General features: G+C 57.7%; 12 protein-coding genes. 3 read left to right on the top strand and 9 right to left on the bottom strand.

Annotated elements, in window-relative coordinates; all coding sequences use genetic code 11:
* Positions 1–35: 35 nt before the first annotated feature.
* Genes apaH through lptD form a run of 6 tightly spaced genes read right to left on the bottom strand, consistent with a single transcriptional unit; the run spans position 36 to position 6,771 of the window.
* Entirely contained in the window at positions 36–884 is an 849-nt protein-coding gene (apaH, locus tag AB1E37_RS21490; protein WP_002888321.1) for a bis(5'-nucleosyl)-tetraphosphatase (symmetrical) ApaH, read from the bottom strand.
* 4 nt (positions 885–888) lie between these two features.
* Positions 889–1,266: a Co2+/Mg2+ efflux protein ApaG gene (apaG, locus tag AB1E37_RS21485; protein WP_002888323.1), complete on the bottom strand. Its 378-nt coding sequence runs from the start codon at positions 1,264–1,266 to the stop codon at positions 889–891.
* 2 nt (positions 1,267–1,268) lie between these two features.
* Positions 1,269–2,090 (bottom strand): 16S rRNA (adenine(1518)-N(6)/adenine(1519)-N(6))-dimethyltransferase RsmA, encoded by an 822-nt coding sequence (gene rsmA, locus AB1E37_RS21480; protein ID WP_002888324.1) that lies wholly within the window; start codon positions 2,088–2,090, stop codon positions 1,269–1,271.
* Positions 2,087–3,076: a 4-hydroxythreonine-4-phosphate dehydrogenase PdxA gene (gene pdxA / locus AB1E37_RS21475; RefSeq protein ID WP_009485687.1), complete on the bottom strand. Its 990-nt coding sequence runs from the start codon at positions 3,074–3,076 to the stop codon at positions 2,087–2,089. The genes rsmA and pdxA overlap by 4 nt, the downstream gene beginning before the upstream one ends.
* 5 nt (positions 3,077–3,081) lie before the next feature.
* The gene (gene surA, locus AB1E37_RS21470) at positions 3,082–4,368 is read right to left on the bottom strand and encodes a peptidylprolyl isomerase SurA (RefSeq protein WP_002888329.1); all 1,287 of its coding nucleotides are present in this window, start codon (positions 4,366–4,368) and stop codon (positions 3,082–3,084) included.
* A gap of 54 nt (positions 4,369–4,422) precedes the next feature.
* Positions 4,423–6,771, bottom strand: a complete 2,349-nt coding sequence (gene lptD / locus AB1E37_RS21465; protein WP_004147026.1) for an LPS assembly protein LptD — start codon at positions 6,769–6,771, stop codon at positions 4,423–4,425.
* Positions 6,772–7,014: 243 nt separating this feature from the next.
* Between lptD and djlA the strand changes: the two genes are divergently transcribed.
* Positions 7,015–7,842 carry a co-chaperone DjlA gene (gene djlA, locus AB1E37_RS21460; RefSeq protein WP_002888332.1) on the top strand — a complete coding sequence of 276 codons (828 nt, stop codon included), beginning with the start codon at positions 7,015–7,017 and terminating at the stop codon, positions 7,840–7,842.
* 32 nt (positions 7,843–7,874) lie between these two features.
* On the opposite strand, the gene AB1E37_RS21455 is transcribed toward djlA, so the two are convergent.
* Together AB1E37_RS21455 and AB1E37_RS21450 are read right to left on the bottom strand one after the other, a co-directional pair.
* Positions 7,875–8,573, bottom strand: coding sequence for a response regulator (locus AB1E37_RS21455; protein ID WP_002888337.1), 699 nt, complete (start codon positions 8,571–8,573; stop codon positions 7,875–7,877).
* Complete coding sequence (locus tag AB1E37_RS21450; RefSeq protein ID WP_004222643.1) at positions 8,563–10,188, bottom strand: sensor histidine kinase; 1,626 nt, start codon at positions 10,186–10,188, stop codon at positions 8,563–8,565. The genes AB1E37_RS21455 and AB1E37_RS21450 overlap by 11 nt, the downstream gene beginning before the upstream one ends.
* A gap of 324 nt (positions 10,189–10,512) precedes the next feature.
* On the opposite strand from AB1E37_RS21450, the gene AB1E37_RS21445 reads away from it, so the two are divergent.
* Complete coding sequence (locus AB1E37_RS21445) at positions 10,513–11,877, top strand: 2-hydroxycarboxylate transporter family protein (protein ID WP_002888345.1); 1,365 nt, start codon at positions 10,513–10,515, stop codon at positions 11,875–11,877.
* Between the two features lie 179 nt (positions 11,878–12,056).
* Positions 12,057–12,596: a citrate lyase holo-[acyl-carrier protein] synthase gene (gene citX, locus AB1E37_RS21440; RefSeq protein ID WP_004222645.1), complete on the top strand. Its 540-nt coding sequence runs from the start codon at positions 12,057–12,059 to the stop codon at positions 12,594–12,596.
* A 74-nt stretch (positions 12,597–12,670) separates the two neighbouring features.
* Here the strand turns inward: citX and rluA are convergent, their stop codons facing one another.
* Positions 12,671–13,330, bottom strand: a complete 660-nt coding sequence (gene rluA / locus AB1E37_RS21435; RefSeq protein ID WP_002888348.1) for a bifunctional tRNA pseudouridine(32) synthase/23S rRNA pseudouridine(746) synthase RluA — start codon at positions 13,328–13,330, stop codon at positions 12,671–12,673.
* Positions 13,331–13,332: the final 2 nt, after the last annotated feature.

Raw genomic sequence — 13,332 nt, 5'->3', positions numbered from 1 at the left:
CGGATAAGGCGCAACGCGCCGCTATCCGGGAAGAGTCAGGACGCGACGGCTTCGCCTTCGTCGAGGCTTTTCTGCCGGTTCGACGGCTGGGTGAAGTACTGCTTATCTTCCCAGCGCAGGCAGGTGAGTTCCCCGCCCCAGCAGCAGCCGGTATCCAGGGCGTAAATCCCCTCCGGCGTGCCGCGTCCCTCCAGCGAAGCCCAGTGGCCAAAGGCAATACTGTAGGCATTGCTGACCGGGCCGGGAATGGCAAACCACGGCTTCAGCGGCGCCGGGGCGTCCTCGGGTGCTTCCTTCGAATACATATCCAGCTGGCCGTTCGGGAAACAGTAGCGCATGCGGGTAAAGGCGTTAGAGATAAAGCGCAGGCGCGCCAGGCCGCTCAGCTCGTTGCTCCAGTGGTTCGGCATGTCGCCGTACATGGCATCGAGGAAGAAAGGATAGGAGTCGCTGGAGAGCACTGCTTCAACATCGCGCGCGCACTGCTGGGCGGTCTCCAGATCCCACTGCGGCGTAATGCCGGCATGGGCCATCACCAGCTTTTTCTCTTCATCCACCTGCAGCAGCGGCTGGCGACGCAGCCAGTTGAGCAGCTCATCGGCATCCGGCGCTTCCAGCAGTGGTTTCAGACGATCCTTCGGCTTGTTGCGGCTGATACCGGCAAAGACCGCCAGCAGGTGTAAGTCATGGTTGCCCAGCACCAGTCGTACGCTGTCGCCCAGAGATTTGACATAGCGCAGGACCTCCAGCGATCCCGGGCCTCGGGCCACCAGATCGCCGGTCAGCCACAGCGTATCTCTCCGCGGATCGAATTCAACCTGCGCTAATAATGCGATCAGTTCATCGTAGCAACCGTGAACGTCGCCAATAAGGTATGTTGACATTGTTTTAATGAATGAGCGTTGGAACTGCGAGACGGAAAACAGGGATCTCAATACGGAACGGCGCGCCGTCGATATCGATCATCTCATAATGACCCTGCATGGTTCCCAGCGGCGTTTCAATCACTGCGCCGCTGGTATATTGATATTCACCGCCGGCGGGAATATGCGGTTGCTCGCCGACCACCCCTTCACCCTGAACTTCAGTCTCACGACCGTGGCCGTTAGTGATGAGCCAGTAGCGGCCAAGCAGCTGAACCTGACTCCGCCCCAGGTTGCGAATGGTGACGGTGTAAGCGAAGACGTAGCGCTCTTCTTCCGGGGAAGACTGCGATTCGATATAGACGCTCTGTACCTGGACACACACCCGGGGTGAATGAATCATGGTTAGCTCTCCTTCGTTGGCAGATTGTCAGACAGCCAGTTGGCCATCAGGCAGTACTGCGCCACGGAAATATTTTCGGCGCGCATGGCCGGGTCGATGCCCAGCTCGGTCAGCACTTCCACGCTGAACAGATTGCCGAGACTGTTGCGGATAGTCTTGCGGCGCTGGTTGAACGCTTCGGTGGTGATGCGGCTCAGCACCCGGATCTCTTTGACCGGATACGGCATGGTGCTGTGCGGCACCAGGCGTACCACCGCGGAGTCGACCTTAGGCGGCGGGGTAAACGCGCTCGGCGGCACTTCGAGTACCGGGATCACCTGGCAATAATATTGCGCCATCACGCTTAACCGACCATACGCCTTACTGTTCGGTCCGGCAACCAGACGATTCACTACTTCCTTCTGCAGCATAAAGTGCATATCGGCAATGGCATCAGTATAGCTGAACAGATGGAACATCAGCGGGGTCGAGATATTGTACGGCAGGTTGCCGAAGACGCGCAGCGGCTGGCCCATTTTCTCCGCCAGTTCGCCAAAGTTCATGGTCATCGCATCCTGCTGATAGATGGTCAGCTTTGGACCGAGGAACGGATGCGTCTGCAGGCGAGCCGCCAGATCGCGGTCCAGTTCGATGACGGTCAGCTGGTCAAGGCGTTCGCCGACCGGCTCGGTCAGGGCCGCCAGGCCGGGGCCGATTTCAACCATCGCCTGGCCTTTCTGCGGGTTAATCGCCGAGACGATGCTGTCGATCACAAACTGATCGTTGAGGAAGTTCTGCCCGAAGCGTTTACGGGCTAAATGGCCCTGATGGACTCGATTATTCATTGGGTATTAACAATCATTTTGATGGCGAGATTAAGCGCCGTGATAAAACTGCCGACGTCCGCTTTTCCCTGGCCCGCTAATTCCAGTGCGGTGCCGTGGTCGACGGAGGTACGAATAAAAGGTAAACCGAGCGTAATGTTCACGCCGCGGCCAAAGCCCTGGTATTTTAGCACGGGCAGGCCCTGATCGTGGTACATCGCGAGTACCGCATCGGCATGATCAAGATATTTCGGCTGAAAGAGGGTGTCTGCCGGCAGCGGACCGCTGAGGTTCATCCCCTTTGCGCGCATCTCTTCCAGCACCGGAATGATGGTGTCTATCTCTTCTGTTCCCATATGGCCGCCTTCGCCAGCGTGCGGGTTAAGCCCGCAAACCAGCACATGCGGCTGGGCAATGCCAAATTTCGTGCGCAGGTCGTGATCGAGAATGGTGATGATCTCGCGCAGTAGCTCGGGGGTAATCGCTTCGCTGATGGCTTTCAACGGCAGATGGGTGGTGACCAGCGCCACCCGCAGCTCCTCGGTCGCCAACATCATCACCACTTTGCTGGCCTTCGCGCGCTCTTCAAAGAACTCGGTATGACCGGTAAAGGCGATACCGGCGTCGTTGATGTTGCCTTTATGCACCGGGCCGGTCACTAACGCCGCAAACTCGCCGCTAAGGCAGCCGTCGCAGGCGCGCGCCAGCGTCTCCACTACGTAGGCGCCGTTTTGCACATTCAGCACGCCGGGCTCCGCCGGGACGTTTAGCGGCACGTTCAGCAGCGTCAGGGTACCGGCGCGCTGAGGAACAGGAGGTTGCGCGGGATCGTAAGGGAGGAGAGATAAAGGAAGACCGAGCCGCTTGGCTCGGTCAGTTAACAGGGCGCCATCGGCGCAAATCACCAGCTCAGCTGGCCAGTCGCGCTGGGCAAGCTGCACGACCAGGTCAGGGCCAATCCCGGCGGGTTCGCCGGGAGTGATAACAACTTTACGGGTTTCAGGCATCGATATTAGTTGCTCAGAATTTTAACATACGCACTGGCGCGCTGTTCCTGCATCCAGGTTGCCGCTTCTTCAGAGAATTTGCGGTTCATCAGCATGCGGTAAGCACGATCTTTCTGCGCGGCGTCGGTTCTGTCGACCTGACGGCTATCCAGCAGTTCGATCAGATGCCAGCCAAAGGAAGAGTGCACCGGTCCGCTGGTCTGCCCTTTGTTCAGACGCATCAGCGCATCGCGGAACGCCGGGTCAAAGATGTCCGGCGTGGCCCAGCCTAAATCACCGCCCTGGTTTGCCGAACCCGGATCTTCCGAATAGGTTTTCGCCGCTTGAGCAAACGTGATTTTCCCGCTCTTAATCTCGGCTGCGATCTGTTCTAGCTTAGCCTGAGCCTGGGCGTCGTTCATGATCGGCGACGGTTTCAGCAGAATATGACGGGCGTGAACCTCGGTAACGGAGATATTCTGGGTACCACCGCGCAGGTCGTTGACTTTCAGAATGTGGAAACCAACGCCGGAACGAATCGGACCGACGATATCCCCTTTCTTCGCGGTGCTTAACGCCTGAGCGAAAATGCCCGGCAGCTCCTGGATACGGCCCCAGCCCATCTGGCCACCCTTCAGCGCCTGTTGGTCAGCGGAGTAGGTGATCGCCAGTTTGCCGAAGTTGGCGCCGTTGCGCGCCTGCTCAACGATGGAGTTTGCTTGCTCCTGGGCCGCGGCGACTTCATCAGAGGTCGGGTTCTCCGGCAGCGGGATCAGGATGTGGCTCAGGTTGAGCTCGGTGCTGGCGTCGTTCTGGTCGCCGATCTGTTTCGCCAGCGCTTCCACTTCCTGCGGCAGCACGGTGATGCGACGACGCACTTCATTGTTACGCACTTCCGAAATCAGCATCTCTTTACGGATCTGGTTACGGTAGGTGTTGTAGTTGATGCCTTCATAGGCCAGACGGCTGCGCATCTGATCCAAGGTCATATTATTTTGTTTGGCGATGTTGGCGATAGCCTGATCGAGCTGGTCGTCAGAGATCTTCACGCCCATCTTCTGCCCCATCTGTAACACGATCTGGTCCATGATCAGTCTTTCGAGGATTTGATGGCGCAGGGTGGCGTCATCCGGCAGCTGTTGGCCAGCCTGACCAGCATTGAGCTTAACCGATTGCATCAAACCATCGACGTCGCTTTCCAGCACGACGCCATTATTGACGACGGCCGCTACTTTATCGACCACCTGGGGGGCAGCGAAACTGGTATTCGCGATCATGGCGATACCGAGAAGCAGCGTTTTCCAGTTCTTCATACTTTTTCCATTTCGATTAACCGCAAATGCGGATGATGTTGTAAACCAGCCGCATCACAGGGAGCTCTGGTACGGTAAAATGTTCGAGCGCAGCATCTGCTGGGTGCCGAGGCCGTAGTTAGAGCTCAGACCGCGCAATTCGATATTGATTCCGAAGGTGTTATCGTATTTGCTCTCGCCGCCGTTGTCGTTGCTGTTCCAGCCGTTGACTTTACGTTCGTAGCCAAGACGGATGGCGTAGCAGCAGGAGTTATACTGCACACCCAACATCTGGTTTGCTGCTTTCCGGGTATTAGTATCGTAGTAGTAGGCCCCGACCACGGACCAGCGATCGACAATTGGCCAACTGGCGGTCATCCCCACCTGCGAAATACCCTGTTTATATTGTGCCGCGGTGGAATATGACGGCAGCGTGGCCTGAATATATTCCGGGCTGGCGTAACGATAGTTAAGCTGAACTAAGCGGTTCTCATCGCGACGGTATTCAATGGTGCCGTTACCAGTGGCAACGTTATCCAGACGCGTATCGTACTGGATCCCTCCGCGCAGACCCCATTCATCGGCAATGCGCCAGTAGGTATCGCCGGCCCAGACCAGTGAACCCGTGGTATCGTTGTTCTCCCAGTTGATGTTGTCATCACCGGTGCGTGACTCGGTGAAATAGTAGATTTGACCAACGGAAATATTAAAACGTTCCACCGCGGCGGCATCATACACGCGCGAGGTGAGCCCGGTGGTGACCTGATTAGCCGACGCGATGCGGTCCAGACCGCTATAGGTACGGTCGCGGAACAGACCGGTGTAATCCGACTGCAACAGCGTGGAGTCGTAGTTGCCGATTTCACTCTGATCGCGGTACGGCACGTACAGATACTGCACGCGCGGTTCCAGCGTTTGGGTGAATCCCTCCTGCAGGTCGCGTTCAAAGACCATTTTGCCGTCGACTTTAAACTGCGGCATTACGCGGCTGACGGACTCTTTATAGTCAGTGCCGTTGGCGGCATTGTACTTATCGAGGTTGCTCTGCTGGTAGTGAGTCGCCAGCAGCTTGGCTTCGGTATTCAGACTGCCCCAACCGTTGGACAGCGGCAGGTTGATCGTCGGTTCGAAGTGAACGCGGGTCGCTTCCGGCATGTTGTTATTCGAGTTAACAAAATGGGCAACCTGTCCATAGAGATGGGTATCGAACGGACCGACATCATTCTGGTAGTAGTTGACGTCGAGCTGCGGCTCAGCCGAATAGGAGTTGCTCGATTCGCGGTCAAAGACCTGGAACTGTTTGGTCGATACCGTGGCGTCAAAGTTCTGGTTGACGTAACCGGCGCTGAATTTCTGCGTCGCATAGCCATCGGTACTGGAACCATATTTCGAGCTGAAGTCGTTGAAGTAGTCAGGATCGCTGACCTTGGTGTAGTCAGCGTTCAGACGCCATACCTGATCGATAACCCCTGAGTGGTTCCAGTAGAACAGCCAGCGGCGGCTGTTGCTGTCGCTCGAGTGGTCGTCTTCGTAGACTTTATCCGACGGCAGGTAGTCGAATTCAGTTAAGCCGCTGCCGAGCTGGGTCAGATAGCGGAACTCGTTTTCCCACATCACGCCGCCGCGTTTGTTCATATAGTGCGGAGTAATAGTGGCATCGAAGTTTGGCGCGATGTTCCAGTAGTACGGCAGGGAGAATTCCACGCCGTTTTTGGTGCTGTATTTCGCGTTCGGGATCAGGAAGCCTGAACGACGCTTATCGCCCACCGGCAGCTGCAGGTAGGGGCTATAGAAAATCGGCACAGAGCCAAGCTTGAAGCGGGCGTTCCAGATCTCGGCAACCTGCTCTTCGCGATCGTGGATAACTTCGCTGCCGACGACGCTCCAGGTGTCGGAGCCCGGCAGACAGGAGGTAAAGCTGCCGTTTTCGAGAATGGTATAGCGGTTTTCACCGCGCTGTTTCATCAGGTCGGCGGTGCCGCGTCCCTGGCGTCCGACCATTTGATAATCGCCCTGCCAGACGTTGGTATCTTTGGTATTCAGATTCGACCAGGCTTTTGGCCCTTTGAGGATCACCTGGTTATCGTCGTAATGCACGTTGCCCAGCGCGTCCACCGTGCGCACCGGCTGCGCCTGGCCCGCGGCCTGCTGCTGGTGCAGCTGAACTTCGTCGGCGCGGAGGCGACTATTCCCCTGGTTAATATCGACGTTGCCGGTAAAGACGGCGTTGTCCGGGTAGTTGCCCTTCGCATGATCGGCGTTAATCGTCACCGGCAGATCGCCAGGACGACCTTCCACGAGCGGACGATCATAGCTTGGCACGCCAAGCATACATTGCGTTGCGAGATCGGCAGCGAGGCCTTGTTGGCTATACAAGGCGCTGGCAATCATCGTAGCCAGGAGGCTGGGAATACGTTTTTTCATACGTTGTATTTATTGTTCCATCATCTTGTGACAGCGGCTTGCAAACGGTCAGAGCCTAACTTACTCAACATTATCACGCTAGTGTTAATCCTGCCCGTTTCGAGCCCGAGCGTTAGGCACCCTGTTGAATGACGAGTATGATAAAGCAAATTATAGGCTATGTCCCACAATTGACCGAGGCGCGAGTGCCGGGTAACGTGCGGTCATATTCGAGCTTAACGGCGATAAACAGTTGGGGAGTCTATGCAGTATTTGGGTAAAGTGATTGGCGTGGCAGTGGCTTTGCTGATGGGTGGTGGGTTCTGGGGCGTGGTGCTTGGCTTTCTGGTCGGCCATATGTTTGACCGGGCGCGCAGCCGCCGGTTAAATCTCTTCGCCAATCAGCAGGAGCGTCAGTCGCTCTTCTTTTCCACCACCTTCGAAGTGATGGGGCACCTGACCAAATCCAAGGGCCGCGTTACCGAAGCGGATATTCATGTCGCCAATGTGCTAATGGATCGCATGAACCTGCATGGCGCCTCGCGCACCGCGGCGCAGCAGGCGTTTCGCGACGGTAAGGCCGACAACTATCCCCTGCGCGAGAAAATGCGTCAGCTGCGCAGCGTCTGCTTTGGCCGTTTCGATCTGATTCGGATGTTTCTGGAAATTCAGCTGCAGGCGGCGTTCGCTGATGGCGAACTGCATCCTAACGAACGGGAAGTGCTGTTCGTCATTGCCGACGAGCTCGGCATCTCCCGCGCCCAGTTCGATCAATTCCTGCGGATGATGCAGGGCGGCGCCCAGTTTGGCGGCGGTTCGCAGCAGCGCTCTTATGGCCAGCATGGCGGCAACGCCGGCTGGCAGCAGGCGCAGCGTGGGCCGACCCTCGAAGATGCCTGCAATGTGCTGGGAGTAAAACCGACCGACGACGCGGCGACGGTGAAGCGCGCCTATCGCAAGCTGATGAACGAACATCATCCGGACAAGCTGGTAGCGAAAGGTCTGCCGCCGGAGATGATGGAGATGGCCAAACAGAAGGCCCAGGAGATCCAGAAGGCCTGGGAGCTGATCAAAGAGCAGCGCGGCTTCTGACGTTTCCAGCCCCTCCCGTCCGGCGAGGGGTTTTAACTTTTGACCTTAGCGCGGCGATACAGCCGCCGCGGATGGCCAATTTTTCCGTACAGCATCTCCACTTCCAGAAAACCGGTCTCAACGCCGTGCTCCAGATAGCGACGGGCGGTGGTTTTGCTGAGCCCGGCGGCGCTGACCACTTCATCAACGGAAAAACAGTGCGCTTCCCGGTCGCTAAACAGTCCCTGCACCAGCGCCAGCGTTTTCTCTTCAATCCCCTTGCTGCCGCTATCCACGCGATAGTTCTTCGCCTGCAGTTGATAGAGGGAATCGACGTTTTGCTGATCGACGATTTTCCACTCCCGTTGCTGATCGTAGAACTGGATAAAGCGCTCCAGCGACTGGCTCAGCCGCTTCCATGATACCGGCTTAAGGATATAGTCGAAGGCGCCGTTGCGGATGGCCTGGCTGCAGGTTTCCATATCGCTGGCGGCGGTGATAAAGATCACCGAGCATTGGCTGGTCGCCAGCGCCGGGTCGGTCATCAGCGTGACGCCTTTGCCGTCCGGTAAATAGTTATCCAGCAGCACCAGCTGCGGCGGCGTGGCGTGAAGCAGCTGCCGCGCCTGGGCGAGGGAGGCCGCCATGCCTGCCAGCCGCAGTCGCGGGTGTTTTTGCACAAGCTCGGCGTGCAGGCGCGCCAGTTCGCTCTCATCTTCAATGATTAGCACATCGACCAGGTCATGATGCATCGTGGGCCTCCGGTTGCGGACAGGCGTGCGCGTCGGCCGGGATAAATAGGGTGAAGATCGTTCCCCGCGGCGCGTTATCGGCGACTTCGATGGTGCCGCCCGCCTGAGTGACATAATGTTCAATAAGATACAGACCAATGCCGTGATCGCCACGGGTTTTGGTGGTGACGCCGCGTTCAAAAATGCGCTCGCGGATATCGGGGCGGATGCCGACGCCGCGGTCGGCCACTTCGATAATCAACTCCCGGGCGTTGAGCTGGATCAGGACTTCCACCGGCTCATGCGGCAGCTCGGCACGCTGCGTGGCTTCGATGGCGTTATCCAGCAGGTTGCCGATGATGGAGATCAGCTCGGATTCCATCAGCGACGGCAGGGGGCGGTCGATGCGGCAGGCCGGGTCGAAGCTCAGCGCCACGCCTTTTTCGCGGGCGCGGGTGGCTTTGCCGAGCAGCAGACCGCATAGCGTCGGCGAGTGGAAGTGCGAGGAGATAAAGTCCAGTAGCTCCTGAGCATGTTCCGACTGGGCCTGAATATAGCGGATCGCTTCGTCATAATGGCCCATATGCAGCAGGCCGGAGAGGGTAGTCATCCGGTTGAGCTGCTCGTGGCGCATGATGCGCAGATTGTCGACATAGCGCTTCACCTGGCTCAGCTGGGCGGTGAGGGCATTGATTTCATTGCGGTCACGGAATGTGATCACCCAGCCCTGCAGGGTATTCTCCAGCATAATGCGCACCCGACTGGCGAGCACGGTCAACTGGTTGAAGCGGCATAGCTCATCGTGGGTATCGCGTTCGAGCATGTCGCCGCTGGCGAAAAAGGGCTGCGGCGAAATGACGCTGTCGATCGACTGACCGCGCAGCTGGCGGGCGGGCTGGCTGAGCCCCAGCAGGCTGCGGGCGGCATGGTTTATCACCTCAATACGCCGCTGGCGATCGATGACGATCACCCCCTCAAAGATCGACTCCATCATCGCCTTTTGCTGGCGAACCAGCAGGCCAATTTCCCGCGGCTCGAGCGAAAAAATCTGCTTCTTGATACTGCGGGTAAAGTACCAGGAGAAGATAAACAGGGCGATGAGCAGCAGGACGGCGGCGATAAAAATATTGATCACTTTAGTCAGAGTAATGCTGTCGAGATAGCTGGTGAGGTAGCCGACGGAGACAATACCGATCACTCGCCCTGCGTCATCAACGATGGGCGTTTTGCTGCGCTGCGAGACCCCGAGGCCGCCTTTGCGAATGGTGGTGATGGATTTCCCTTCCAGTACCGCCTGGTTGTCGCCGCCGACCAGTCGGGTGCCAACCCACTCCGGATGGACGGAATGAAACAGATGAACTCCCTGACGGTCGCCGATGACGATAAAGCTGGCGTCGCTATGGGCGGCGATTTGCTGCATAAACGCCTGAATCGCCTGTGGGTCGTGCCGGCTGACCTGTTGACGTAAATTCGGCATCAGGGCTATCTCTTCGGCCTGTATTTTGGCCCGGGCGCTCATCTCCTGATAAAGCTGGCGGCTGGCGTCAAAATAATAATAAATGCCCAGCGCGATAAAAAGGACCGAGAAAAAAGCGACCAGAGAAATAAACAGCTTATATTGAAAAGATAATTTCATAGGCCCCGGACGACGTATTAACCATAGCGGCACTCTATCATTTTTCTGTCACGTGACGTAAATGTTAAGGGAAAGTTGTGATCAGCGGCGCAGGCGCGGGCTGCCGCCAGCGGTCGCGGCGGAAATAGGCGGCCGGCGGGAAATAAAAACCATAAAAACCACAGTCATAAATCAGAGATATATCACTCCTGGGCAGTTCAGCGAATAAAAACCATAAAAACCATAGTGACCATTAAAACTTCTTTTTTAATCTGGGAAGCTTCACATTAACGACGCCGCTGTCCCTTTACGCTGAAAATGAATAATAACGACAGGGCTGAATTTATGAGCACCACAGACAATGCATTCTCTGCAACCCTTGAACCGATCGATACGCCGAAAACCACGCTCAAGCAGCGCTGGTGGCATATTATGGATAACTGGAAGGTGGGGATCGTCCCGCTGCCGCTGTTTCTGCTGGCCGGAGGACTGATTGCCCTCGACTGCCTTGGCGGCAAACTGCCGAGCGATATCGTGGTGATGGTGGCCACCCTGGCTTTCTTTGGCTTCGCCTGCGGCGAGTTTGGTAAACGCCTCCCGGTGCTGGGGAAACTCGGTGCGGCGGCGATCTGCGCCACCTTTATTCCTTCCGCGCTGGTCCACTATGGTCTGCTGCCTGACGTGGTTATTGAATCCACGACCAAATTCTATAAATCCACTAACATCCTCTATCTCTATATCTGCTGCATCATTGTCGGCAGCATCATGAGTATGAACCGCACCACGCTGATTCAGGGCTTTCTGAAGATCTTCTTCCCGATGCTGTGCGGCGAAGTGGTCGGCATGCTGGTGGGCATCGGCGTCGGCACGCTGCTGGGCATGGAGCCGTTCCAGGTGTTCTTCTTTATCGTGCTGCCGATTATGGCCGGCGGCGTGGGAGAGGGGGCGATCCCGCTGTCAATGGGTTATGCCGCGCTGATGCATATGGAGCAGGGCGTGGCCCTGGGCCGGGTATTGCCGATGGTGATGCTTGGCAGCCTGACGGCGATCGTCATCTCCGGCTGCCTCAACCAGCTCGGCAAGCGCTTCCCGCATCTGACCGGCGAAGGGCAACTGATGCCGAACCGCAGCCATGAAACCCGCAGCCTCAGCGAGAGCGAAGGCGTGAGCGGTAAGACCGACGTTGGGACCCTCGCCTCCGGCGCGCTGCTGGCGGTACTGCTGTATATGATGGGGATGCTCGGCCACAAACTGATTGGTCTGCCGGCGCCGGTAGGCATGCTGTTCCTCGCGGTACTGTTAAAGCTGGCTAACGTGGTGTCTCCGCGTCTGCAGGAGGGGTCGCAGATGGTGTATAAATTCTTCCGCACCGCGGTCACCTACCCGATCCTCTTTGCCGTCGGCGTGGCGATCACTCCGTGGCAGGAACTGGTAAACGCCTTCACTTTAACCAACCTGCTGGTGATCGTCAGTACCGTCTCCGCGCTGGTGGCGACCGGTTTCCTGGTTGGTAAAAAGATAGGGATGCACCCGATCGATGTGGCGATTGTTTCCTGTTGCCAGAGCGGGCAGGGTGGCACCGGCGATGTGGCGATCCTGACCGCCGGCAACCGCATGAGCCTGATGCCGTTCGCGCAGATCGCTACCCGCATCGGCGGGGCGATAAATGTCTCGCTGGGGTTGCTGTTCCTCAGCCACTATCTGGCGTGATATAACGCTACGCTCAGCGATAAATCTGCTATTTTCCGCTACAGAACGCCGAAAATATCTGCGTTCTGTATCCTAAATGCTCCGCATTTAGCGTTACAATCAGCGCGCGATCGGCTATCGCAACCATCATCATGACAGTCCAGGCGCTGTCGTATTTATCATATGTAGGAGAGGAATTAATGTCAGTGGATACTCCCGCCCAGGCGGGCGTCAGCATCGAGGCATTGCTGGCGGCGAAAGAGCAGCGTGCAGCCCGCCAGGCCGACTGGTTGGCCCATTATCAGCAGCCTGTTATTTCCCTGACCCTGGTGACCCCGGGGGCGGTGAAGGACAGCATTCGCTATCGTAATATGATGGGCGTTGCCCTCCAGGCCTGCGATCAGCTGCTGTGGAAGCACCGCTGGCAAACGCTGGATCGTCAGGTGCTATGGCTGCCGACCGGGCCAGAAGCGCTGTGGTGCGTAGCGCATCCGGCCAGCGAAATCAAAGCGATGTGCAGTACGCTGGAGCAGATCCATCCGCTGGGACGCCTGTGGGATATCGATGTAATCTGTCCGCAGAACGGGCTGGTGGGACGCCAGTCGCTGGGCGAATCGCAGCGCCGCTGCCTGCTGTGCGATGAGCCGGCGCACGCCTGTGCGCGCAGCCGTCGTCACGACACCGATCTCGTCGTCGCCCGCGTTGAGCAGATGATTGACGCGTGGTTCGCCCGCGATTAATCGGGATTGTTTTCTGTATCCTCACTAATCCGAGTTGCACGCAGCCAACCCGCATGCAACTCGAAGTATGAGCGTTAAAAGTCGATCGGCGCGCGAAAGGTCATCGCGTTGCCGTAGGCAGGATGGGTGATGGTGAGCGTCTCGGCGTGCAGCAGCAGGCGCGGGGCCATCGCCAGCGCCTCCGGCGTGGCATAGAAGCGGTCGCCAAGGATCGGATGCCCCAGCGCCAGCATATGCACGCGCAGCTGGTGCGACCGTCCGGTAATCGGCTTCAGGCGCACGCGGGCGGTGTTATCTTCTGCGTACTCCAGCACCTCATATTCGGTTTGCGCCGCTTTGCCGGTTTCATAGCACACCTTCTGCTTTGGCCGGTTCGGCCAGTCGCAAATCAGCGGTAAATCCACGAGGCCTTCCGCCGGCTGCGGATGGCCCCAGACGCGGGCGACGTACTGCTTCTTCGGCTCGCGCTCGCGGAACTGACGCTTCAGTTCACGCTCGGCGGCTTTATTCAGCGCCACCACAATCACGCCGCTGGTGGCCATATCCAGGCGATGCACCGATTCGGCCTGCGGGAAGTCGCGCTGAATGCGCGTCATCACGCTGTCTTTATGCTCCTCAAGACGACCGGGGACGGACAACAAGCCGCTCGGCTTGTTGACCACCATGATGTGCTCATCCTGATACAGGATCACCAGCCAGGGATCCTGCGGCGGATTGTAGTTTTCCATCGCCATGT

Origin of the sequence: Klebsiella sp. Shm-1 (genome assembly GCF_040804525.1) — a bacterium.
GTDB classification, from domain to species: Bacteria; Pseudomonadota; Gammaproteobacteria; order Enterobacterales; family Enterobacteriaceae; genus Klebsiella; species Klebsiella pneumoniae.
The sequence above is the reverse complement of the archived record's forward strand: the minus strand, read 5'-3'. Positions and strand labels throughout refer to the sequence as shown.

Bases quoted from the DNA above. Each gene is read 5' to 3' on its own strand.
- pdxA (WP_009485687.1), bottom strand. From the start codon at position 3,076: ATGCCTGAAACCCGTAAAGTTGTTATCACTCCCGGCGAACCCGCCGGG.
- djlA (WP_002888332.1), top strand. From the start codon at position 7,015: ATGCAGTATTTGGGTAAAGTGATTGGCGTGGCAGTGGCTTTGCTGATG.
- AB1E37_RS21455 (WP_002888337.1), bottom strand. From the start codon at position 8,573: ATGCATCATGACCTGGTCGATGTGCTAATCATTGAAGATGAGAGCGAA.
- apaG (WP_002888323.1), bottom strand. From the start codon at position 1,266: ATGATTCATTCACCCCGGGTGTGTGTCCAGGTACAGAGCGTCTATATC.
- apaH (WP_002888321.1), bottom strand. From the start codon at position 884: ATGTCAACATACCTTATTGGCGACGTTCACGGTTGCTACGATGAACTG.
- rluA (WP_002888348.1), bottom strand. From the start codon at position 13,330: ATGGCGATGGAAAACTACAATCCGCCGCAGGATCCCTGGCTGGTGATC.
- AB1E37_RS21445 (WP_002888345.1), top strand. From the start codon at position 10,513: ATGAGCACCACAGACAATGCATTCTCTGCAACCCTTGAACCGATCGAT.
- lptD (WP_004147026.1), bottom strand. From the start codon at position 6,771: ATGAAAAAACGTATTCCCAGCCTCCTGGCTACGATGATTGCCAGCGCC.
- AB1E37_RS21450 (WP_004222643.1), bottom strand. From the start codon at position 10,188: ATGAAATTATCTTTTCAATATAAGCTGTTTATTTCTCTGGTCGCTTTT.
- citX (WP_004222645.1), top strand. From the start codon at position 12,057: ATGTCAGTGGATACTCCCGCCCAGGCGGGCGTCAGCATCGAGGCATTG.
- rsmA (WP_002888324.1), bottom strand. From the start codon at position 2,090: ATGAATAATCGAGTCCATCAGGGCCATTTAGCCCGTAAACGCTTCGGG.
- surA (WP_002888329.1), bottom strand. From the start codon at position 4,368: ATGAAGAACTGGAAAACGCTGCTTCTCGGTATCGCCATGATCGCGAAT.